Origin of the sequence: Pseudomonas sp. FeN3W, assembly GCA_030263805.2 — a bacterium.
GTDB classification, from domain to species: Bacteria; Pseudomonadota; Gammaproteobacteria; order Pseudomonadales; family Pseudomonadaceae; genus Stutzerimonas; species Stutzerimonas stutzeri_G.
In genome coordinates this window covers 131,788-154,901 of record CP136011.1, presented here as the reverse complement: position 1 = coordinate 154,901, position 23,114 = coordinate 131,788, and the positions used below count along the sequence as shown (strand labels likewise).

The window sequence follows — 23,114 nt, the reverse complement described above, 5'->3', positions numbered from 1 at the left end:
ACCATTGGCCCTCTAAGGGAAATGCTAATCCGAAGCGGATCCATCAAGAAGCAGCCTCAGTAAGCGCGACAAATGATTCGAAATCCTTAGCGCTAAGAAGATCAAGATCTTCTGCTAACGCATCAAGATAAGGCTCTACAGATTCTGTGTAGTTTTTTGATGCCCAAATTGATTCACCGTTTAGGGTGATATCTTCAATGCTTACTAGACCATAACCACGTGAGTTGCCACCAGCAACCTGCATTTGATTATCTTCGATGTCCTTAATAGCTTTCAGCACGAGACCAAGCTGTGCTTGGGTTGGGCTGTTGAGTAATACATTCCAACGCCAATCGATACCGGGAATGACTACTTCGTGAGCGTTAAAGGCGTTCAGGCCACGGCTTTCGGTATCGCCCTGCTCTTCAGGAAACTCTCCCTTTTTTTTCTTTGATCGCTTTTCTAAAGCCTTATTTGATTGATCAAGACTGTTTATTGCCCACTGGGTAATCGATTCACGAGCATTTGAAATAACTTGCTCTGGGTCTTCAATGCTCATTATTGCAATTGGATCAACTCGGCGAACCCATATTGTTTCAAGAATTTGACCACTAACCATTCGATCTTCATATCCTTCACCAATCACCCGAGTTGCAGTGTTTATGATCGGGTACATAGAGTCGACAGACAGTTTTCCCTTGATGAGGCGTGGGCCACCCCCAAAGAGTCCAAGGAATACATGGTTGCGAACTTTCATCGTCTCATCAAATGTAGATGGCCGACCTTCAGGATTACCGCTTGCGCTACCAGCGGTAGCAGCAGCGTATGCGCCTACGCTTAAAGTCTGTTGCCCACGCATCTGGCCGAACACAGTCGAAAGAGATGAGCGTCTGAGCAAATTACGCAGGGTATTTCCAGGAACTACCGGAATTTTAGTAACGCTTAGAAGACCATCACCCATCTGCGCTGGAATGTTCATTGATCTCATGCGCGTGAATGGAAATCCTAGCGGTGCCCCGATTTTCCCATCAAGACTGATCGTGCTTTTTGTCGGAGATGATGAGTGCATCGGCGTTACATTGCGAAAGATAACGGAGACATTAAAATTTGGCACACTCGATCCTTTCACAGCTTGCTGTGGATGATGGATGTAATAGGGTCTGGTTTGATTGGATTCGGAAGTTTTGACTGCATTACCGCAGACAAAGCCCAACGATCTCCAGGCGAAAGGCTGACAAAGAAATCAATCTCTTCCAGACTCATCAAGGCAATAGATTTTGGGTTAATCAGCCCGTGATATTCCTGACTTGCCTTGCGGTCAAGAATCATGGGTGATATCCAATTGCCTTGGTTTTTTGCGGTAATAGACAATGCGATGTCAAGAGCCTTGCGAATATTGGCAGGTTTAACGACAAACAGCTTTGGCCCGAATCTAATTGATATTCTCTGCTTGTCGAGTGTCACGGGTGTTCGCCAGGACAAATGCTGCATCGTTGAGGATGAATTGATCGCTACAAATGGAGGCTCTGGAGGGCTAAGAAACAGCCATGCCTTGTGGATATTTTGAGCGATTGGATAAATTTCATCATTTGTAACAACGGTGTACGACAACCCGTTAAGAAAGACCTTGCTGCGCAGGTGTACGCAACGCCAGCAGACGATAGCTGCATCATTGCATAGGTCACGCGTGTCACTGAAGAAGGCGCCCAAGGTAACTGGGCTGTATACATCTCCTTCCTTGATGGCGATAGCGCAATGTGAGCAGTGAGTATCTTCATCTACCCATACAGGGAGGCCTTTAGATGGCGAAAGATTGAGTGCTGATGAAATTATCTCACTGGAACGGAGCATCAAACAAACCTCCTCTTGACATATCGGCGTTTAATAGGCCGTATCCTTTGGAGGTTATGTAGCCCATTGTCCAATAGCCTTTCAGGGCCGCATTTGCTTCAAACCGAACCCCCTTCATACCAGCAAGACAAGCTCCCCCATGGCCAAGTTTGGCAGCAAAATTCGAATCACAGCCTACAAAATTTATTTCTAAATTGTCAGGCAAGGACAAGCAAAGCATTTCTGCGTGCTTTTTGAGCCCTCTCAATATAAGGCCTTCTACGTGAGGCTTGCCCTGCTCAGCTGTTTTAATGATGTCTCGATGTCTGCTTTTTTTCTGAATGACGATGCGGGGCACGGTATACATCATGCGATAAGGGCGGCTTTGTATCCCCGTTGGAATCTCCTGGCTATTTAGCCTCACCGGCAAACCCAGGTGCTTTGACCATGCTTCGGCAAGCAGATGAGTGACGTCATTAAGGATGCTTTTTCCGGTTTCTCCGTATCCAATCAACGAAAAACCATCCTTTATGCTAGCGAAATGCACAGGCGCCAAGGCGTTTTTCGTCCGACGCTCGTCCTCACTAAGGACTTCATAATTCATCAGTGCCCCAACGAGCCCTTCCTGAACACCTGACATCAATTTCGCCGAACCCGCTCTGGCATCATCAGCAGCAATCCGGCTACCTAGCCTAAAGTCGACTCTGTACGCTGTCATTTGGATCTGCCATGCCTAAACCGGCTGTCTTTATAATGCGTTTTGAAGTAGGGTGCAACCATCTGAGATGCAGAGATCAGCAGCATGGAATACTTGCGAATAGGTGCGATCAACCCGCCTGAAACAGGGAAAGCCCCGTGGGCCAGGGACATTCTGATCAAGGCCCTTGATGCAGGGGTGATGCCTACAAGGGTGCCAGCACATGAGGTGGTCGGCTTCACAGCCAATCTCCCTCCTCATCTCGCTTCAATTATAAAAATGAGGTCTGTTGAGCTCGACATGTCACCTGCCAGGCTAACTGCTGGCTTGATATTCGCTTTCGAGCAGCAGATGGTGCAGATGGAAGATCCACCTAAACAGCATTCGACCGTGCTTGATTCAAGGCTCGCGAAGGTTCGCCCAGTCCTCCACAAGTTAACCGAAAAAACAACTGAAGCGATTCTTAACAAAAAGGTCGTTTTCGCTGAAGCTGCTACAGGCACTGGCAAGGGCAGAATGATTTGTTACCACGCACTTAACGCCATAGCACGTGGTCAACGCGCCGTAATCAGTGCGCCAGTAAATATCATGTGGAAACTGATCACCGATCTGCAATCCTTCGATGACCATAAGACAGCAAGATTGGCAGTAATACTCGGCAGGCCGAACTTTGTAAGCCCTTCAGCGCTTGATGAGTGGGCCACTCAGGCAGACTGCAAGCCGGTCATGGATTGGATTGAAGCCGGTGCTAAACCAATAAGCGAATCAGCCATCTGTCTCAGCAAACTTCTTGGCATCGAGCTGTGCTGGCTGATGGATGATGCGATGAGCTTAACCGAGAACATCCCTGCTCAGTCCGTCATGCTTGGGGAAGATTCGGATGAGGATGCTTGTCCAGCTCAGGCTGTCTATGAGAAAACGAGAGAAAGGCTCGATTCTTCAAATCTCGTCCTCATGTCTCATCATATGCTGGCATATCATTGTAGGGCGCTACAGCTTAAAAGCCAGCCCGTACTCAACTGGGATATAGATGTATTACTTGTCGACGAGGCGCACGATCTAGAGTCTGCATTTTCCAGCATTTTCAGCCAAACAAGCCATATTCGCGGTTTCATATCAAAGCTGGATCTATCGACAGCAGGTGGTAAGGTTGCTGCAAAGAAAGCAGCCGTTTTGCTTGGTGATCATATTCAGGCACATATAGAGAATGCGGCCAAGACAAAGAAAAACCAAAACGGTGCTGATTACACCGTTGGGCCGTTATATGAATATCCTCTATTCGTTGATCCGGCCAAGAAATTACTTGAGTCACTTGAATCGCTAAAAATCAAAAAAAATGATAGGGAAACTTCTCGCACAGTTAACAGGATCAAGTCTTTATTAAGAAACGCATTAAGCGGCATGGCAACTATAAAATTAGAGCTTACACCAATTAAGCGCTATCCGCTCATTACAGTAGGTCAATCCAATCTAGAAAAAGCATTTAAAATACTTTGGTCTCAAACAAAGTCCTGTGCTCTTTTTTCTGCAACGCTTTACACCAACGATTTGAATGCGGGTTTGATGCGTTGGAAGCTATCAGTGCCGAAAGAGCGAACTGTTTTTCTGCCTCCAGTAATACCGTCCTGGGTAAAGAAACCCGTCCTGCTTCACAGAAGGCGTGTACACACAATCCCTGATGGTAGTGATCAATGGCATCATGAGGTCGCTCACGCGCTTAGCGATGTTTCACGAAACGCCAGAGGCGGGGTTTTATTTTTATCTACCTCCTACGCCACAATTGATGCTGTTGCAGAACTATTGAAAAATGAATTTGAAGACCGGTTGATTACGCAAAGCATGTCTCAAAGCGCATCATCATGCCGCCAGAGGTTCATGACTCACCCTGGCAAACCTATTTGGCTGGCAACTGGATCTGCATGGCGAGGTGTAGACTTAAGCAACTCATCGTTAGGCCATGAAGATCATACATTGTCAGATTTGGTCATACCACGCCTGCCTTTTGGCCTAAATAGAACCCTTACACACCATCGCCGAACGCAGGTAGCTGGAAATAGCGTGAACATCACTGAAGCCATCTGGGCATTCAGGCAGGGAATTGGCCGTCTAGTACGTAGTGATAAAGTCCCAACGAAGCACTTATGGGTATTGGATGCTCGGCTCGAAATTCAGAAGTCGTGGCTTTCAAGTTTTAGATCGGTGCTTAAAGGTTATACGCTAGTCGATTAGGTTTGCATGGATTAGTCTTGACATCCTCCCCGCCCTAAAGGGCGGGGATTCCCCCAGCGGGACGCTCATGCCCGAGCGCAAGAATGTTCCTGGCCGCGTTGATATCGCGGTCGTGCATGACACCGCACACACATGTCCATTCTCTTATTCCAAGCCCTGCGATACCTTTCGGCCTCGTGCTGGGCAAGGCGCCACAGCACGAACAGGTTTGGGAGGTGTAGGCTTCGTTTGCGACCTTGAAAACACCACCTGCGTAAGCGCATTTGTATTCCAGCAGTGTTTTCAACTGACCCCATCCTGCATCGAGCACAGACAGGGCCATCTTGGTCTTGACGAGTTTTTTCGAACTGACGTTACCAATCACAATAAGCTGATTGGCTTTTACGAGCTCGGTGGTGAATTTGTGTAGCGAATCCTTTCTTCGATTCCTGATCTTGGCATGTAGCGCGCGGGAGCGCGTCTTGTTGCCTGAACGCTGCGCGATTTTCAGCTTTGGCAGTAGGTCGCGGTAGAACCTGCCAGTCTCAAGCTTGCTCGTGTCGCTGCACGTAGCCGTGGTCTTGAGGCCCAGGTCAATACCGACCTTGCCTGTACCGCAAGGCCTAACCTGCTTGACTTCAACCGCGACATTAAAATACCAGCGCCCCCGCGCGTCCTCGCTGAAGCTGCCCGCGAGGAATGTGTAATCGGCCAGACCATAGCTGTCCCAGACCTTGAAGAATTGTCCGTTGTGGTAGACCTGACCGTTTTTCCAGGTGGCGGCGCCTGTATTGAACGGAATCCACCCGAGAGATCGCTTAACGCCTACGCTTTTGCGCCAGTTCAATTTGTATTTTTTGAATTGCTTGCGGCGTGTGACGTACTCCTTGGCGACCACCTGAAGCGTCTGGCTATGCAGGCCGAGGAGCTTCCCACCGCCTTTGGTGTAAGGGTGAAGGTCGAACTCGGAGAGGAATACGCCTCTTTCTCGGATCGATCTGGCGCTGAGGTCGTTGATGTAATTCCAGACGAAATTGACACTCGACGCCATTCGCTTAAGTGCGGGCGCGTGCTTGTCTTTGATTCGAACACTGAGTGTCTTGATGATTTTCATGCATTAAGGATGAGGGTTGTCCTTTTCGTTTTCAAGGGCAAAGATCGCTTCGCGATGGGGTCTTATATCCCCGCCCTGAACGGCGGGGTTTTACGACCCGCTTGATAATCCCCAAATAACTAAGCATCGCATCAATGTAACGAAAGGCAGTCCAGGTCATGATCCTCTACTTTGGCGACCCTCACGGAGAGTTCAGGCACATTGTCGCACAAGTCAGGCTATTAAAGCCTGATGCAATCATTCTGCTTGGAGACATCGAAGCACCTTTGCCGCTTCATCTTGTGTTGAGGCCAATTCTAAAAGAAACAGATGTGTGGTTCATTCATGGGAATCACGACACCGACCGGGATATCTTCTGGAGCAATCTCTACGAAAGTGATTTGGCTCATAAGAGTCTCCATGCCCGTGTGGCTGAGGTAGATGGTCGAAGGGTTGCGGGATTGGGTGGAGTTTTTCGTCAATCGGTATGGATGCCTGGCGGCGAGAGCCAAGACATTCAAAATTACAACCAATACTGCAAACAGCCATTACTTGCCAGAAAATCCACAGAGCATGCTGATGGCATGAAGTTAAAAGCGCGTTCTAGCATTTTTCCAGACGACTACTTTTCGCTAGCAATGGAAAATGCTGATATTTTAGTCACCCATGAAGCGCCAAGCTGCCACCCTTACGGCTTTGCGGAAATCGATGAGCTAGCCCGCTCACTGGGCGTAACAGAAAGCGTACATGGACACCATCATGACAACCGTGATTACCGTGAGAAATGGCCTTCTATGGGCTTTCAGGCACATGGTGTGGCATACCGAAGCTGGATGGAGCTGTAGCTTCAGAAATTGTCCTCAAATGAAGAGCAAAAATCTTCAGGTTGTGTTGATCCGCTGGCTTTTCTTGTCGAATTCAATCCTTTCATTGACAAAGCAATAAAGGTGCATAGAATAAACGCTTTTAAGACAGGCTTGCGAGTTGGAATTTATTTCATTGAAGTACGAAGAACTACCGGAAGGCATCTGTTCGAAGTCAATAGATTTGCAAGTCAGTCAAAGGCTTTATGGCTATCTAAGCAAGACTCTCATCGACGATCTTTCTGGCTTTTTATCCAATAAGCGGGTTCTTGAGGTTTATGCTGGACGTGGTCATCTTTCATCATTGCTCGCGGAGCGTGGGGTTGAAATTAAATCAACCAGCTTGCGCCAGGGGCATGATTTTAGCGCGGATCTTGGGCACGTGTTCAATGTGGAAGATCTCGATGTTATTTCAGCTGTCGTTAAATATCATGATTGGCTTGATGTCCTTCTCGTGTGCTGGCCAACGACAGATCTAGGGTTATTTAAAAGCCTAAAATGGCTTACGAAAGATACACCGATAGTGTTTATTGGGGAAGTAACTGATTACTCACGCAAGCCTTTCCCGTTCTTGGGCGGGTGTGCAACCGATGAGTTTTTTGATGCAGTTGTTGAGATGAAGGAAGCAACGAGGCTTATCAGATATCCAACCCATCGCTGTGATCAACTAAAGATATACAAGAAGAAATGATTAACTGGAAATAATGTTCATTTATGGTTCCGTTTAATCAATCAACAAAAACCCCACTTTCGTGGGGTTTAGAGTGATTATTCGGTAATCACTTTTATCCTGGCTCCTTCTTCAGATTTATTGCCAAATCCGAACCATGCGCCGATTCTGCGGATGAAGCCTTCTCGTGCTTGCTTCTCATCGACAACTACAATTTCTGCTTGCCTAGCCATAGCGCCCTCTCCAACCGCCTCGACCGCTTTTATTGCTATTTCCTTTTCGGTTGGCTGAGGTTGCTCAGGATTAGGCTCAACTGGTAGTTCTGGCTCTACAGGCACCTCAGGTTCCACCGGTACTTCTGGCTCTACTGGAACCTCCGGCTCTACCGGAACTTCTGGCTCTACAGGTACTTCTGGCTCTACTGGAACCTCCGGCCCTACCGGAACTTCTGGCTCTACAGGTACTTCTGGCTCTACTGGAACCTCCGGCTCTACCGGAACTTCTGGCTCTACAGGTACTTCTGGCTCTACTGGAACCTCCGGCTCTACCGGCTCTACCGGCTCTACCGGCACTTCTGGCTCTACAGGTACTTCTGGCTCCGCAGGCACCTCCGGCTCTACCGGCACTTCTGGCTCTACAGGTACTTCTGGTTCCACAGGAACTTCTGGATCGCTTGGAGAAGGAAGCGATGTTGCGTCTCCGTCTCCGATCACGAACGTGGTATTTTCCACTTTTAGATTTGAGTCCTCGCTCAAGAATAGGATGTCTTGATACTCAGGGGTCTTTTCCCCAGCCATGTAGCTGATCGAATCATCATTATTGGCTCCAGTCATTTCGCCAGTTGATGAGAGAATACAAGAGCCTAAATCTTTGCAGTATGGGGTTTCCAATTTTTCCCCATCATAATCACTAAACACCACTCCATCCTCGGGCACAATATATCTAACATCTTGCCCCGCCTGATCACTAAGGCTGAAGTTAAGAGTCGAGTAAATATTCCCATGAGCAGCCCTGAATGTGCTGTTTTTAATGAACGCATCTTCAGCATAACCAAGAGAATGAATAAAAATTCCAGATTTGGTGTTTACATTTACGCCATTGAGTTGCAAACCGCCCCTGAGCGTGACATAGCCTCCCATGTCAATATCTACATAATTGATCGAAGATAAAGCCCCGTTTGCATGGTCACCCTCTACCCTGAAAACTCCGTTAGCATCAGAAAATGAACTATTAGCGATATTCAGGCCACCTGATCCATACGAAGAACCAAATCCCACAGTGGTATAGTTCCAGTTGTTTTCTGGAGACGTTTCATTTTCCAAGTGAAATTCTTCCAGATAAACCTCACCATTGGTCATTTGCTGCCAATAATCAAGGTAATTAACATCATTGAAATACATGTTGTTAATTTGTAGCGTATACCTTGGCTCTCTTACTTCGCCACCGTAGCTGCCGTAATCACCGCCATAGCTACCGTAGTCCCCACCGTAACTACCGTAATCACCGCCGTAACTACCATAATCGCCGGCATAGCTGCCGTAGTCCCCGCCATAGCTTCCGTATTCATTTTCTAAAGCAAGAGTGGGCGCATAACCGTATTCCTGCAAACTAAAATTGACATGGTCAAGTTTGTTGAAGGTGTTGTTCTCGATCAAAAAGTAGTCTTTTTCAGGCGTAGGCGATTGATAGTAAAACATTACCGAATCAGAAGGGTTTCTGCCGGTAAAGTTTACATTTTGTATGACCATTTCTTGCCAGTCAGCCAGACCATGGTTACGTGAAGTTAAAGAAGTAAATCCAAAAAAATCACTGTCAGTTAAATTAAGTGACTGCGAAGCCCAAGAAGCGTTACCACTATAGTCAGAATCTTTCATGTAAATAAAAGAGGAACTATAGATATTTGACGTAGCGTTATTGATGGAAGATCTGTTTATTTCTAGGCCGAAGTCGTCATAAATTCCATAATCATTCCAGCCACCACCCCTCGAAAATTGGAGATCGCTCAGATCGGATTCTGAATCACCAACAATAATACTGTCTGTTAGCCTAATCACAGGCGTCGAAACGTATTCAGGGATGTATCTGTCTTCATATGGAAGGGCAGTAAATGAAAGATATTTGCTCTTAAGTTTTGAATGGTTCAAGAAGAGAGAGTAGTAATCACCTTGATCACCACCATGCAGAGACAAGCTGTAAACATTGGAATGAATTTGGGCTTCCCTGCTTGTTTCAATTGCAAGAGTGCCGTTGTCGAGAGAGCCCATGTTTTCAATATTAGATGTAATCAGGGCGTCTGCGGATTCTTCAAAGATTACGCTGATTCTGTTCTCGCCGTTTTCAAGGCCGAAATTTTCACTGCCTGGCCTGCCCGCCAATAGCGTCAAGCTAGCAGTGCCACCGCCTGTGTGCTCAATACCGTTTGGGTTTACAATGACAATGTTCCCTTGATGTGAATTAATGTTTCCATTAATAGTACTCAAAGAGCCTGACATGTCGTGGTTTACGATAATTGAATCGCGAGTTTGAGTCTGAAAATTAACGCTTGAATCTTTACCTACGTTGAATCCTGTACCACCCCAATTAATTAGGGTGTTTCCGTTTATCCCTGTAGATTCAGACGCGTTAATATCAAGCGTCTTCCCAGATTCGTTAAAAGATGCGGATCCATACTGAATGGTGGCGTTCGCCACATCAGGAAGCGCGCCAGGATCTATAGCATATGCAGCAGTAGTGGAGAATGTGGCACAAGCGAAAATCGCCCTAGATACACATACTGCAAGTTTTGTTGGTTTAAACATAAGGAGTACCTTTATATTTGTTTGAACTATTAATATCAAGAAACGGTTAAGTTATCCATCAGAATATCGAAATTTTCAACCGGAGATCTTCTGCCGGCTGCGAATGACTTGGCATTATCTTTAAGGCCTAAAACGTTTTGTATATTTACTTGATTCAATAGACCCTCATGACTTCCCACAATAAGGCCTAATCCAGAACGCTCAATCGCTTTTGAGAGAAGATATTGCTCCATCTGCTGAGGGATCATTAGCTGAGGCTTTCCGTTAAGTAAAAACGAGTGAACAGTGCCAATCCCGGTGTGACTCGCCATAAAATCAGCGCCTTCCATAAGGCCATCAAAATTTATTGGTTTATCACTTACCGTTAGCAAATGCTGGTTTGGTAACCTTTCTAACTGAGATTTTTCCCACTCAGGCAAATATGCAATTATTTCGCACTCTTGTTGAAGCAGATCGCTTAGCAAACTTACTGAGTAACGATGTCCAGGTTTAAGGTATGCGAAAACATGGGGCGCTGTTTCAGTTTTCCATTTTAATATCTCGCCTTTTCCCGTTCCCCTGTAAATTGGGCCCAAATGGTGGCGTTCATTGTGTTTACCGAAATGACTGATCTCTGGCCATGTAAGCCAGAGGCATGGGTAGTTAAACAAATCTGAGAATTTATCCAGTCGCGGAAAGCCATTCATCGCTTGTGCTTTGTTGATTGTTTCAAGCACCGCTCTCTCTTTTTTTCGCAAGGCTGATCTAGGCGTATGCCCAAATTCCCTGAAAGAAGGTAATGGATCGGCAACAGGCGGCATGAAAAAGCCCTTATCAAGAGCAATAACTGGCAATTGCAATGATCGAGCAACCAATGCGGCGGTTGGTGAGGATTCACATATCACGCGATCCGGATTTACCATTTTAAAAATAGATTCCCAGGCCCTGGTTAACCCAGCAAGCGCGACAGGATCATCGTATCCACGGCCAGCGAGGATATCCGCATGATTCACGGTATGGTTGTTTAGCTTAATCGAGTGGCAATAGGGAGCCTGCAACCAGGTAACGCGAAGGTCATTCAGCTGTGTGTATGCATGCACCGTATCCTTCACTGCCGCGATCACCGTGTGTCCCCGAGCAATTAGCCCAGACGCCACTGTCCTAATAAAGGTTATGTGGCCTAAATCCATTCCAAACTCCCAACACATCAGAAATTTCATGCTTTATCCTCAGTAGCGCCAGGCCAGTTCGATGGCAGCCCTTGAATCAGCCTCCAACCCTTTGGTAGAAAGGCTTCTGCTCCAGGAGGTATCGACTGTGAAATTCTGATAACGAGCCGATAGACCGATTTGGCCTGCATTGACACCTAGCTTGTTGTCGGTCGCAGTGACAACGTTCGCACCGTTGAGGCCAAGCTTGGTCAAGAATGAAATACCTCTGTACTGGCCGAGATATTTAGAGGCATCGATCTCATAGCTGAAACCCTCATAACCTGAGTAGATGCCATTTTCATGGCTGCTACCCGCCCCTGAACCGCCAAGGCGAAATCGTTCAGATGAAGGCATATCTTCAGAGCCTGTGAAGCCTGAAATTCTTGCGTTCAGCATGACATTCTCCGGCAGGCTAATATGGGTTGATCCATCTATCTGACCCGACCAGAAGTGAGGATTGAATGTACCCATCAATGGAATAAGGTTGTAATCTTGCGTACCGCCTAGCCCTTTACTAAGGCTCAACGATACAGACGAAACACCATTTGAATAGGTTATGACCGGTCGGTACATCCAGAATTTTTGCGTTTCAGTCAGACTGAAGGCGCCGAAGTCCTGCTCTCTGTGGGTGTAGGAGATCTGATTTTTGAGCGAAAGGCTGGGATCCATCCAATTCGTTAGTGATAAAGATAAGCGATTTGTTTCACCGCCTAAATCATATAGCCTAGATTCACCACCCGGCTCGTTCAGGGCATACAGGTATTGAACCTCTAAGAGGCCAAATTTCTGAGCTTTTTCCAGGCCAAGGAATGCTGCTTCGTACTTGCCACCCTTTGATACAGCGTGAAAATCAGAAATCCCGTGAGTAAGGGAACTGATGAGCACGTATCCCTCGCCAAGCCTGGCTCGGTTGTACCAGGATATGATGTCACGCCCAGTGATTTCTGAGCCCTGGTTCGACGCAAGAACCGCCCCTTGGTAGTCTTTATATCCATCGTCGGCGCTGCTCAGATAGACCGCGTAAGCGCCGCTCACCGGATCTGGAGCACCTACCCGTACAACCAGCTTTTTGCCTTCGTTTTCCAGTGCCTTGGCAAGCAGTGGCGACTGAATTCCAGACAGATTATCCCCTAGATACTCAGCATAATCCCCTTCGATTCGAGTAGGTTTATCAGCAATTACGTTCTGACCGTCCACACCCCTCGCGACCCTGCCCAGGTATTGCTCAGAAGCGCGGAGGCAAGATTCTGCCTGTGAGATGTCGCTAAGCGCTAGGCATCTCGCCTTTTCTGATGATTCTGAAGCCGTAGCAGCCCCATGCAGAGCAATACTCATCACCCCGAGCGCCAGTTTAGTCATCGTATTCATTTTAATACTCCGTTATGTCAATAAACAGATATTAAGCTAGAGGAGATAACCAGGCCAGCCCTTTTGAAGGAGAATTCCTAAATGAGTAGTATTTACATCAAGGATACGGTATGATATTAATTGACAGTTTCCGACTGCGTGCTATGATGCGTGTACACAAACCTGCATTTGGCCTAGCCCTGTGGAATAATTAATGAGCATACAGCCCTCCAGCTCTCAAAAGATTAGTAATATTTTTATTTTGTTTCTAACGGCATCTTCAGCAATACTTATCACAATAGGAATGTATGCTTCAATTTCCAGAATAATCTGATCGATTGTAGATTTTGGCTTACAAGAGAACTAGTTATACTTTTATGAATTGCTTTGGTTTAGTGAATTATCTATCATGAAGATAACTCATTGAATTTTCGGATTGTAACCGAACAGAAAAGGCAAACCATAATGATCAAAAACCCAACAGTATTTTTGGCTGCCGCAACAATTATATCTTTTCTCTCATCTCCAGTTGCTCTAGCTGCTGGAAATACCTCGCCTCTTTTTAAAAATCTAGAAGCTAAAGGCGGCGTTAAAATTCCAGCAAAGACTGTAGATAATGCTGAAGTAATTCTATTCAAAGGTCATGAGAGCAATCTCAACCTTCCATCTGGTACAAGACATGCCTTCGGTGAAAACTTTACCCTACAGGGAGAGTTCGAGGGTCAAAGAGCATGCGTTGTATACACAGAGTCGCCAACCAGCTCAGACATGAAATTCATGTTTGATAAAAATGGCAAGGAGGCGTTAGTTTTCTTAAGCGAAGAGTATATGGCGCACATCTCAACTCACGAGGTTTCTCACTGCTTGAGTCACGACTTTGCAAAGTCGAATTATGAAATCAATAGCCTATTAAATTCTAAAGAGTTTTCTAACATCAAAATGCAAGTTAGAACATTGGATCTGGCTATTCGAGAAACCCATGCTGACCTCTTATCGACACTTATTGGAGCAAGTAAAACGGGAAGCTGGAGTACTTTTGGGAATGTTATACTTCCACTAAGATCTGCAAAGTTTGACCCGCGCCACTCAACGCTCAGTGCCGTTTACGCTATTATTGAAAAGATTGATCCTAAAGACCTATACGGTAAAAAGCAGTCACAGGTAATTGAACTGGGCAACTTGTTATTTAAAAAAGAGTTTTTTAATGGCGATTCAATATCTCTTAAAAGTCCTGGTGTTTATTCAATTTTGCAAGACTGGTCAGCATCAGGAAGAGAGATGAAATATGTTTCAGAAAAACTGCGAACTCCTGATGCAATAAAAGGATCTAGAATTATCATTCCGTATCTGGAGCTGGCGGAGAGCATACTTGGCAAAAATTCATTTTACGATGAAGCTCATGCAAACAGATTTTACAATCTAAAGAAACTTGCTTTGCACCAACAGTACACTATGACAAATGATTACCAAATTAAATTCAGGTCTATTGGTTTTGCTGAAGAACTAAAATCTAATATCAAGAAGGAACTCATGTTTCTTGAAGTACTTACTGCTGAAACTTATCAAGCTTCTAATGTCAATAAAAATTATACACTGAGAAGCGATCTTCTAGAAAGCGTAAGGCTTGCTGATCACTCCAAACCCCTTATTGGCACAAGAAAACGTGAAGAGTCGAAAGAGATGACTATTAAAATTTAATCCTTATGAGCTTGAGGATTATGACAAAAAGTTTTAGGAAAATACTATAATCCACAAGCTCATGAGGATTTCTGCCTGTGGAAGAAAGTCAAAAACACAAGATTAGCCCCAGTCAAAAACGCTCACATCCTCTCTGGAGCGCCTGGTGATGCTTTTTTTAGATTCTCTTTCATGTTTTTTAACTACAAGAGGCGTCCTGGTTGCATCAAGGTAAAATGGATTAGGAGTCCTTGTATTTGTCATAAGCGACAACGCATAGGATTTTGCTTCTTTAATACATTGCTCAACGGTAGAGCACGTTGAATAAATGGATTCCGATTTTTCGTGTCCTTCGAAGTGCCATACCCATTCCTTATCCTGATTCTGTTCAACAATCAATTCTATGTCCGGGTTATCGTAAAAATCCGGGATGAATATTACGTAATCAAATTGACTTGGGTAGAGTTTGCAAATTTCGTTTCTTGAGTACTCATCTGCTTCAACTAGATATCGAGTCAATGAACCATCCTTTTTTATGAAGCTATTAAGTCTGTAATCCCAAACAGCATATCGCAAGGCGTCCAGGTCTTCCTCGGGGCCGTCAAAAACGATGCCTGTTCCTAATTCACCCATAGAACACATTTCGATCATGCGCGGATCAGCAATTCCAGTAAGATCAATAACGGTAACACTGTTAATACCTTGCTCAGAGAAAGAAAGGCGCCGATGTTTTCCGTCAACAAATTGATTGTAAGCAACTATCATAGGGGGTACATCATCTACTCTCATTTTACGAGCATAAAGGGTTCCCCGATCATATTCATTAAGCGGCACTACTGGGAAATCATTAATTTTTACAATGCGAGTAGGCAGGTATTCTGGTATTGATGCTGAATTATCCGCACCACATATCAGATCGGAGATCAAAACTTTCATGTCATCTGGAAGACTTGCAAAAGAAATCATAAGTATTGTTCTCTCATTAAATTAATAACCATATATTACATGCCTAGCCCAGAATTAATACATGAAGTCTTTTTTGCATTATCTTTCACAGCCCCTAGAAAAACGGGATCATTGGTCATTTTTCAATGCATAACCTATTGTTTCAAGCTCAATTCCATATTGGAAGGCGTCATAATAGAAATTAGAACTCGATTCACGAAAATTTTCGTCATCAATTATATCTAGCGAGTCACAGCCACTAACCAGTTTAATTCCATGTTTATCGAATAGATCGATTACTGTTTCAAATAATTCTGACTGGTGCATTTATGGCTCACTTGTTCTAGATTTCAAAGTCACTAGATATTAGGTCTCTCTTCATAAGATCAGATCTTAATAAAATATTCTGTGGAATATCACTAAGAATTCTTAAAGCTGACTTATCAAAGTCCTGAAGTAGGTAATCTATTATCTTAGCAGCTCTTGCTGGGCTATATTTAATTTTCTCTTCATCTAGAGTTTGTATGGCGTTCTGTATAGCATTAGGCAGTTTTGGGTTTATATTGAAATTTTGCGGAAATGCTACATTTTCAACCGCAATTGTATAAGCAACAGCGCACCGATTTCCACAGATACTGCTGTCTACCCATGCATCTTTAACTAATCTAGACAATGGTTCTTTTCCTGTGGTTTCGTGAATCTTGTATAAATCTAATACCATCAGTGTTTGATTTTTTCTATAAAACAGCCTATTGGCGAATGCTTTCATCCCAAATTTATAAAAATTTACAGCATCAGAGATTGATGCTTCTTTAGTATGACCACGTAGTGATGCTATTTGATGATCATTTCTTTAAGAAATCCATTACAAATGATCTTTTATATAAAGAAGCAGCTTTGCAAGCGACAATAAATAAATCAACATTGTTATCTTCGTCAGTCTGGCTGGAAAGAATGTCAGCCATAACCTGTACTGCGCTTTGTTCATTCCCCCTAGCTATCCACGAATTGATCGTATGCTTTATGTGGGATGCGCTAAGTGTGTCGTAGCCTTGAAATCTAACAAGATTATTTGCAAGCTCAATTTGAACCTCATCACAGCGGTCGGTCATGGTCGCAATACCGCGAATGCTGAAAGGAATCTTTTTTGCGATGTGCAATATGGCTTCATCAGGAATATCTTCCTGATATTGCTGAAACTTGGTCAATGAAGAAATTGCATCACTTAACATCAGCCATTGTGCTGAATTGGCTAATGAGTTGAATTCATCACAAACTTTGCTAATACAATCGTCGAGAAGAATAAAATCGCCTCCTCTAGCGGCCATGTACATATCTTGAAGAAATTCTTTAATTTTCGTTTTTTGGGGCATCATCAAGCTCCTCGTAAATTAAGGATAACCCATAATTCAGGATTTTGACAATAAGAAGCAATTGGATCGAAGCGATGAAATGTGGGATAATAAGACTTCATTTGAGAGGATTAAAATGCGCAAAGTCGGAAATTTGACCTTATTTTTCAGTGAAAATGATGAGTTCTCAAATTGGTATAGGTCTGATTTTGAAGTTAAAGGGATTCGCTTCATATGCATGGAGCAATTCATGATGTATTGCAAAGCAAAGCTCTTCGGCGATGAGAAAATTGCAAGTGACATTATGCATGCTACACACCCAAAAGATCATAAGGCACTCGGAAGGAAGGTTAAAGGATATGATGAAGACGTTTGGAAAGCGCGCAGAGATGGGATTGTGGCCAGCGGCTGCTATGCAAAGTTTTCACAGAATGAAAAATTAAAAAGACTCCTGCTCTCAACTGAAGATACTATTCTTGTTGAAGCGAGTCGATACGACAAAATTTGGGGAGTGGGCCTCAGTGAGAACGATTCTAGGATCCTAAATCCCTCCCAGTGGAAAGGGCTAAACCTTCTGGGTACTGCCTTGATGCGAGCAAGAAGCAGAATCGCATCCGAGCTAAAGCTCGAACAGATGACGACCTCCCCTGAGCAACCGACCCCTGTAGGTGTCAGCAATACAAAACTTAGGCCTAGTGACCCATCCATGGATTTGTAATTAAGGCTTACATTTCAAAGCTGTTAACTATAAGTAATCGCTTATGCTCAGGATAAGCCTTAACCAGACTTTTTACATATGCCGAATCTGGTTTGGTATCTGATAACGCGCGTACAACTTCAATACTTAGATCAGGATAGCGCTTGCTTAGAGTGACTGGCTCAACTGATCTAAGTGTGTTAAGCAAAGCCTTTTTGACGTTTGCTTTATACTTTTCACTATCCAACGTGGTATATAGCGCACTCAGATTTTCGCCTTTAGTGGTATCGTCTTCTTTTGGGCTCAAAAAATCATAGATGTCTAGTAGTTTATCAATTCCAATTTTTTTCAAAAGCCACTCAGCACCTTTTATTGACGGGCATGTTTGATTTTTCTCTCTGGAGAATCTGTAGTCTTCGAATATGGATGTTGCTAAAAACTCCTGAAACTTAGGTAATCTATCTTCTAGCGAGCAGGCTTCAAAAGCATAATCCATCAGAGAATATCTTGGGATGACCCTGCTTACCAATGACATCTTAAAGTCATTGTCATCGAGCAAAACCTCGCCATAGCTCTCAAATGCGGGTATTACGCATTCAGTGCTACTCCCAATCATTGCAGATTTAAGCTTGGTCAAAGCTCGTTCATACCCAAATAACTCAATAAATGGTTCTTTATACGAAACGTAAAATTCTACTTTTTGGGGTAGAGTATTAATATAGAAGTCCTGGATGTAAGATTCACCCTTAATAGCAACGTTAGGTATCCCCATCATGACACTTATGAAACCCGCATAAGCAGCTTTAAAGCTATTAATGTATCCTGGATTTTTAAATAGGGATGCTAACTGGCTAAACTCGATTGGGTCTGATGCCCATTGCATATCTTTAGAGAGTACTGCCGAAATCGAATCATCGAGCTCTGATATTCTTTTTTTATTTTCGTTGTCAATGGCCGAGGCCTCTTTGAGTAAACTGTATAGGTATGTCATGTGATAGCCTTTACGTATTTCAATTATTATAGCGATAAATGCATTAGCATGCACTAACGATAAGAAATTAGTTGACATGTCGTCAATAGACTCCTATTGTCGTGTTGAGCGATTACTTAATGGATCAATATCATGGCTTCAGATAATGCCTGCTTCAATCCTAGCCACAAGGAACTTGAAAGCGCACTCCATACCGTGTTGGAAGGCGACTTCTGGATCAAGTCACTAAGCCCTGATGAAACCTATGAACGTTTGCAGGATGATCGTGATGGTTGCTCAGGTGAGAAGCACAAACTCCAGGTGCATATCGCAAGTGATGGAGACCTACACGTGTTCCTGCCAAATTCATTCGAATCTTTACGCTTTAGAAACTACTTTGGTGGGGGTGGTAGCTTACGTGTAAGGAATGCTCTTCTGGTGCTTGCTGAAGCAATCCGTAGAGATAATGAAGATCATCCACAGTAAGTAAATGTAATGTCATAGACCGACGTGTGATATATACTAAATATAGTACCAATTCAATCGAGTCAGGCAGTCGGATGACTTTTGAAAATCTTGATCAAAATGGCTTGCGCGCAATTTTAAGAAAAAATCCTTTTCTAATAAAACAGTTGCCTATTGAGCGCATGACCCCGGATCTGGTGAATTTTGCTTTTTACACGGAAAGGCGGGTGTGTTCTGTTATACCGAAGCAGGCCTGGACACCGGATTTAATCTTATCCGTATATTTGGATAAGGATTTGTATGACCTAAGGGATCATTCAATTCTCAATGAAGAGATCATTATGAATATTCTTCGCATGGATAGCGATATTCTTAAGACTCTGCCAGATGAACTGCATACATTCGATATTTGTGATTACTCGATATTGCACAATTATGATTCAATTACATATGTAAATCCAAAGTTTATCGATAAACTGATTAAAAATGCGCTTGACCCAAAGCACTCTAATCTTGGAGGAAAGTCGAGAATTAGAAGCATGAATGACAAAAGTCTGGAAAGCAAACTAGTAGAGCTTGATAAATTGAGCTCAAAGGTAAAAAGTGCTGACATAAGAGATAAAGCAAACAGAATTGTTTTGAAGCATCTTTTAAGGATGGAAGACAGCTTAATAATAATTGAGACCTGTAAGCAAAGTAATTTACCGGACGCTTGCAGAGAACTATATGGTTTGGAAGCGGTGGTTAAGCTGTTTGGCAGGCATTTACCTGCCAAACGCTGGATGGCAACAGATCTAGATATTTAGCCAGCAGCTTGCTTTGTGTTCTTGTGATAAAATCTCAAGGCATGCTCTTTTTTACGCTCACTGCTATAAGAGCTCACCTTCTTCAGGTAGCCGATCACCCTGGTGGCCCAAGAAATGTTGTCACTACCACATGCAGAACATGAGTGCTTCGTTCTCTTGTCAATGTGGCCACAATCTTCACAGCATGTCACTTTGACGTTAGTGCAAAAATAGTTTGTACCTGACATTGCAGCACAGCAAATAAGCTTGTAAAAAGCTTCCTGGTCGAGGTAGTCATCGAGATTCAGGTGGAGTGCACTTCCGCCGTCTAGGTATTTGACCATATCTGCACCATGCAATATGAACTTATCCAATGCATTAACAGAGTCGTCTTCTACTGCATAAAAATAGCTGTTGTAGCAATCTCTATTAACAACATATCCATCTTGTCTGTCCCATTTTGAGTTTTTCACACCCAGAGATTCCGCTGGAACAAACTCAGTGTTGTACATGACACCAGTGGACGATTTAGCACTCTTGTTAAGGTCGAAAATGATCTTTAACCTTCCAGAAACAAAATCGATGTATTCGGAATTGTTGTTTGGTTTGAGTCCACAAAACTCGGCTGCCTCGACCATGCCGTTGATGCCGATGGTAAGGTACTGCTTATCAAGCGTGATAAAACCTGCATCATAAACAGGCAACATACGGTTAGCCAGCATGCGCTCAACGATCTTTCTATAGCAAGCCTGGTACTTATGAATCTTGATGACCTGATCTTCGATTGCTTTATCAATTCTAGACAGGCTATCGCCCTCACCTGCCCTGAGCGCATTTTGAACAAGCCTGTTCATGTTAATCGTCATAACAGAAATGCTTCCAGTTGCCACACCTCCGGCCCCCAGCGTGTAAGAGAACGTGTTGTCGCTGACTTCACTGCGCAGACGGCAGCAGCTGGAAAGGCTGTCTGCACTGTCTGAGAGATACATAAAGAATGAGTTTGACTGTGATAACTCGCTTGCGCAAAACATTGCGAATTCTTTATCACGAGGCTCATTGTTAGCGGTGAGCATGGCAGCTGTTACCACAGGGAAGGTCAACAGAGCCTTCTCGCGCTCTTTCCTGAACCACTCCATGAAGTAAACCTGCAACGATTTAACAGATTCCCATACAGGGGCAGTCATATCCGGAAAAACAAAGTTTTCGAACAATGAATTGAAATAATACTCATCATACAAGCTAATATTCCAGAAGCATGACTGATAGCCTCTTGCTGCTGCTGGCTGATTAATTGTGTAGACAACTTGTTGCAAGAAACCATCAATCAGCTTCTTATTGTCTTTTAAATAATTATCGCCATAATCTTTACGCGCGAAATAGTCGAAATATGTGAGAAACTCTACAGTTGCTACTGCTCCTACAAACTGCGCACTGATCGCAAAGACCAGATTGCAGAACGAGCCACAGAAGGAGCTAAGATGTTGAGGAGCATTCGACTCAGCCCCCAGTTGTTTCATGCCGCCAGTTAGCAAAGGGTACATGCTGACAGAGACGCAGTACGGCATGCACGCAGCTCCTGTCTCGTCATGCTTGTAAATTTCATGATGTTCAAGCTGCCTGATGTATTCCTTAGCAAGATCTTCGCCGTAGCAATTGGTAATCTCGTTGAACATTAGAGTTCGATTGATTGCAATGTTCGTATCTTTGTGGAGCTCGGCTGCTAACGTTGCAATGTTTTTTGATGTTACGTTAGAGTTTGGATCATATTTTGATCCGTCAGCTGCGTTGGTCGAATTTGTGTAGTTGTCAATAAATTCGATTTTCTTTTTGGCTTGTTCGTTACTAAGGTACAGCATGGTCATCTCCAGAATAATTGATTTAGGCGCTCGCCTGTTTTTGCGTTTTTGTAAATCTGATTAGTATTAATTTGATCAAGGCCGCCTTTCGAAGCGATCCAAGGGCCAAGCTTTACGAAATCCAGGTGATCCATTATGGCCTCACTGATTGATTCCTCACCTGTGTATAGGCAAGTCCTGAATCCCTTCAGTACAGCTTGTGAAAGGCACCAAACTAGCCTATCGGGCTCCCACTCGCCCCCAAAAAACAACACGCAAGTCGCCAGGCAAGAATATCGATCTAGCGTATGTAGGTAGTATTCGTCACTTAGCAGTTCCCCGTTCTTTTCCGACCATAGCTCTGGGCTGTGACATCCCTCGCACCGAAGCTTGCAGCCTGTCACTGAAAACGCCAAGGCTATTTCGCCAGGAACCTCTTGAAACACTATATCTACACGGCTCACCCTCACCAGGACACCTCATGTTGTGTTTAGCCTATGAGTTCACTATGGCATCGGATCAGCACTGAACAATTGATTAGCATCAATTATTGAAATTCATGGATAAAAGGATTGGTCTGGAAGCGAAAAAGCCCTATCAGAATTCCGATAGGGCTTTAAAGGATGTCAATGGTTAATCGTGATCGACTTTTTGGGGGACTACCCTGCATCAAAGCCCATATGAAAAATGATTGGCATCTTTTGGCGCCTTCACTTGAGCAGAAATGTGCTGCGAAGCCATTACGTACTCATGATAGCCGAAAGCGGGGTTTACCTCGCATTGCCGATCATAGTTTTTACTCATCGCCAATCGGGTTCGATACAGAGTGGCCACATCTGCGGCAAGCCCAGGATTGCCCATTTGCAACGCAATTGATTCGGACTCATCAAGATGAGGCTGGTAACGCTCGGTGAACGTGCTCCCCTGGCTTGCGCAATATGAGGTTTCACTCAGCTGAATGAAGTATGTCGCATTTACTACTGGAAGCGTACCGCCGCTTCGGTGGATAACGTTAATGGTGGCTACCCCATCTTCAGCCACGACATTTGGAAATGTGGGTATCCATGATCTTGGAGCCACGAATGGAACGCTACCGTAAAAATTCGCAAACTGAGAACTTGTGAGGCTGTCCAGCTCTAGCCCTCTGATTTCACGATTACCTTGTCTGTATACAGGTCTTACCGCAAAGGCATCATAGGAAGAAAGGCCAATGAAGATGTTTTCGACATAATTTTCAGCCACTTGGTCGTCTGAATCCATCAAGGTGATATGAGATGAGGTGGCGCGCGACAATGCCCTGTTCCTTGCGGCGGATGGCCCGGAATTCATGCCTTCTTCGCAATAAACGATTCTTTAATCATCAGGGAGAATTGATTTGTAGTCAAAGCCCTCGTCGATGCTGATAACGAGCTCAATCGGGTATCTCTCGGAGCCCTGTGTGAGCAAAGCATTGACCAATGGTGGTAGCGAATCCTGCGCATGATGGGCCGCAATCAGAAAAGATAGGCTTGTTGTCATGATGTTATCTCTGGGGTAACTCGGTTAATGTCAATAACATCATATCACACAAGTGATTATTCAAGATCCTGTAGTGCTCTGCACGGCAACAGTTAGCGACGCGACGCTGAGGTTGCCAGGGGCTTGCAGAGATTTTCAGAAGGGTAGTAAAACCCCTCCACCCGCGACCAATGGCGTCCCGCTATTCACAAACAA

At 44.3% G+C, this 23,114-nt stretch carries 22 protein-coding genes; 7 read left to right on the top strand and 15 right to left on the bottom strand.

Features of this window, described 5'->3' with window-relative positions; all coding sequences use genetic code 11:
• Window positions 1-43 precede the first annotated feature (43 nt).
• The 3 genes from csf2 to P5704_024360 are packed head-to-tail and all read right to left on the bottom strand — an operon-like array spanning window position 44 to window position 2,527.
• Window positions 44-1,093 (bottom strand): type IV CRISPR-associated protein Csf2, encoded by a 1,050-nt coding sequence (csf2, locus tag P5704_024370; GenBank protein ID WOF81935.1) that lies wholly within the window; start codon window positions 1,091-1,093, stop codon window positions 44-46.
• Between the two features lie 11 nt (window positions 1,094-1,104).
• Window positions 1,105-1,830, bottom strand: coding sequence for a hypothetical protein (locus P5704_024365; protein WOF81934.1), 726 nt, complete (start codon window positions 1,828-1,830; stop codon window positions 1,105-1,107).
• On the bottom strand, window positions 1,814-2,527 hold the full coding sequence (locus P5704_024360) for a hypothetical protein (protein ID WOF81933.1): 714 nt from the start codon (window positions 2,525-2,527) through the stop codon (window positions 1,814-1,816). The genes P5704_024365 and P5704_024360 overlap by 17 nt, the downstream gene beginning before the upstream one ends.
• Window positions 2,528-2,611: 84 nt before the next feature.
• Here P5704_024360 and P5704_024355 point away from each other — a divergent pair, with 84 nt between their 5' ends.
• Window positions 2,612-4,735, top strand: coding sequence for a helicase C-terminal domain-containing protein (locus tag P5704_024355; protein WOF81932.1), 2,124 nt, complete (start codon window positions 2,612-2,614; stop codon window positions 4,733-4,735).
• A 34-nt stretch (window positions 4,736-4,769) separates the two neighbouring features.
• Here P5704_024355 and P5704_024350 read toward each other — a convergent pair whose 3' ends face one another.
• Complete coding sequence (locus P5704_024350; GenBank protein WOF81931.1) at window positions 4,770-5,828, bottom strand: transposase; 1,059 nt, start codon at window positions 5,826-5,828, stop codon at window positions 4,770-4,772.
• Between the two features lie 158 nt (window positions 5,829-5,986).
• On the opposite strand from P5704_024350, the gene P5704_024345 reads away from it, so the two are divergent.
• Window positions 5,987-6,652: a metallophosphoesterase gene (locus tag P5704_024345; GenBank protein ID WOF81930.1), complete on the top strand. Its 666-nt coding sequence runs from the start codon at window positions 5,987-5,989 to the stop codon at window positions 6,650-6,652.
• Window positions 6,653-6,806: 154 nt separating this feature from the next.
• Window positions 6,807-7,361, top strand: coding sequence for a hypothetical protein (locus P5704_024340; protein WOF81929.1), 555 nt, complete (start codon window positions 6,807-6,809; stop codon window positions 7,359-7,361).
• 77 nt (window positions 7,362-7,438) lie between these two features.
• Here the strand turns inward: P5704_024340 and P5704_024335 are convergent, their stop codons facing one another.
• Genes P5704_024335 through P5704_024325 form a run of 3 tightly spaced genes read right to left on the bottom strand, consistent with a single transcriptional unit; the run spans window position 7,439 to window position 12,696 of the window.
• On the bottom strand, window positions 7,439-10,138 hold the full coding sequence (locus P5704_024335) for a filamentous hemagglutinin N-terminal domain-containing protein (protein ID WOF81928.1): 2,700 nt from the start codon (window positions 10,136-10,138) through the stop codon (window positions 7,439-7,441).
• A gap of 35 nt (window positions 10,139-10,173) precedes the next feature.
• Window positions 10,174-11,337 carry a hypothetical protein gene (locus P5704_024330; GenBank protein ID WOF81927.1) on the bottom strand — a complete coding sequence of 388 codons (1,164 nt, stop codon included), beginning with the start codon at window positions 11,335-11,337 and terminating at the stop codon, window positions 10,174-10,176.
• 9 nt (window positions 11,338-11,346) lie between these two features.
• The gene (locus tag P5704_024325; protein WOF81926.1) at window positions 11,347-12,696 is read right to left on the bottom strand and encodes a hypothetical protein; all 1,350 of its coding nucleotides are present in this window, start codon (window positions 12,694-12,696) and stop codon (window positions 11,347-11,349) included.
• 444 nt (window positions 12,697-13,140) lie between these two features.
• Here P5704_024325 and P5704_024320 point away from each other — a divergent pair, with 444 nt between their 5' ends.
• Entirely contained in the window at window positions 13,141-14,373 is a 1,233-nt protein-coding gene (locus P5704_024320) for a hypothetical protein (GenBank protein WOF81925.1), read from the top strand.
• 102 nt (window positions 14,374-14,475) lie between these two features.
• Here the strand turns inward: P5704_024320 and P5704_024315 are convergent, their stop codons facing one another.
• The 4 genes from P5704_024315 to P5704_024300 form a co-directional block, all read right to left on the bottom strand.
• On the bottom strand, window positions 14,476-15,318 hold the full coding sequence (locus P5704_024315) for a hypothetical protein (protein WOF81924.1): 843 nt from the start codon (window positions 15,316-15,318) through the stop codon (window positions 14,476-14,478).
• 108 nt (window positions 15,319-15,426) lie between these two features.
• Window positions 15,427-15,624: a hypothetical protein gene (locus P5704_024310; GenBank protein ID WOF81923.1), complete on the bottom strand. Its 198-nt coding sequence runs from the start codon at window positions 15,622-15,624 to the stop codon at window positions 15,427-15,429.
• 16 nt (window positions 15,625-15,640) lie between these two features.
• A complete protein-coding gene (locus P5704_024305; protein WOF81922.1) occupies window positions 15,641-16,066 on the bottom strand; it encodes a hypothetical protein in 426 nt (141 codons plus the stop codon).
• 76 nt (window positions 16,067-16,142) lie between these two features.
• The gene (locus P5704_024300; GenBank protein WOF81921.1) at window positions 16,143-16,673 is read right to left on the bottom strand and encodes a hypothetical protein; all 531 of its coding nucleotides are present in this window, start codon (window positions 16,671-16,673) and stop codon (window positions 16,143-16,145) included.
• A gap of 76 nt (window positions 16,674-16,749) precedes the next feature.
• Here P5704_024300 and P5704_024295 point away from each other — a divergent pair, with 76 nt between their 5' ends.
• Entirely contained in the window at window positions 16,750-17,367 is a 618-nt protein-coding gene (locus P5704_024295) for an NADAR family protein (protein ID WOF81920.1), read from the top strand.
• Window positions 17,368-17,374: 7 nt separating this feature from the next.
• Here P5704_024295 and P5704_024290 read toward each other — a convergent pair whose 3' ends face one another.
• Window positions 17,375-18,415 carry a hypothetical protein gene (locus P5704_024290; protein WOF81919.1) on the bottom strand — a complete coding sequence of 347 codons (1,041 nt, stop codon included), beginning with the start codon at window positions 18,413-18,415 and terminating at the stop codon, window positions 17,375-17,377.
• Window positions 18,416-18,469: 54 nt separating this feature from the next.
• On the opposite strand from P5704_024290, the gene P5704_024285 reads away from it, so the two are divergent.
• Window positions 18,470-18,802: a hypothetical protein gene (locus P5704_024285; GenBank protein ID WOF81918.1), complete on the top strand. Its 333-nt coding sequence runs from the start codon at window positions 18,470-18,472 to the stop codon at window positions 18,800-18,802.
• A 74-nt stretch (window positions 18,803-18,876) separates the two neighbouring features.
• Complete coding sequence (locus P5704_024280) at window positions 18,877-19,587, top strand: hypothetical protein (protein WOF81917.1); 711 nt, start codon at window positions 18,877-18,879, stop codon at window positions 19,585-19,587.
• Here the strand turns inward: P5704_024280 and nrdD are convergent.
• The 3 genes from nrdD to P5704_024265 all read right to left on the bottom strand — a co-directional run bounded on the left by nrdD (window position 19,584) and on the right by P5704_024265 (window position 22,751).
• Window positions 19,584-21,422: an anaerobic ribonucleoside-triphosphate reductase gene (gene nrdD / locus P5704_024275; protein WOF81916.1), complete on the bottom strand. Its 1,839-nt coding sequence runs from the start codon at window positions 21,420-21,422 to the stop codon at window positions 19,584-19,586. The two genes, P5704_024280 and nrdD, sit on opposite strands and share 4 nt — an antisense overlap.
• 2 nt (window positions 21,423-21,424) lie before the next feature.
• Window positions 21,425-21,847 carry a 4Fe-4S cluster-binding domain-containing protein gene (locus tag P5704_024270; GenBank protein ID WOF82221.1) on the bottom strand — a complete coding sequence of 141 codons (423 nt, stop codon included), beginning with the start codon at window positions 21,845-21,847 and terminating at the stop codon, window positions 21,425-21,427.
• A 223-nt stretch (window positions 21,848-22,070) separates the two neighbouring features.
• Complete coding sequence (locus tag P5704_024265; protein WOF82220.1) at window positions 22,071-22,751, bottom strand: glycosyltransferase; 681 nt, start codon at window positions 22,749-22,751, stop codon at window positions 22,071-22,073.
• Window positions 22,752-23,114: the final 363 nt, after the last annotated feature.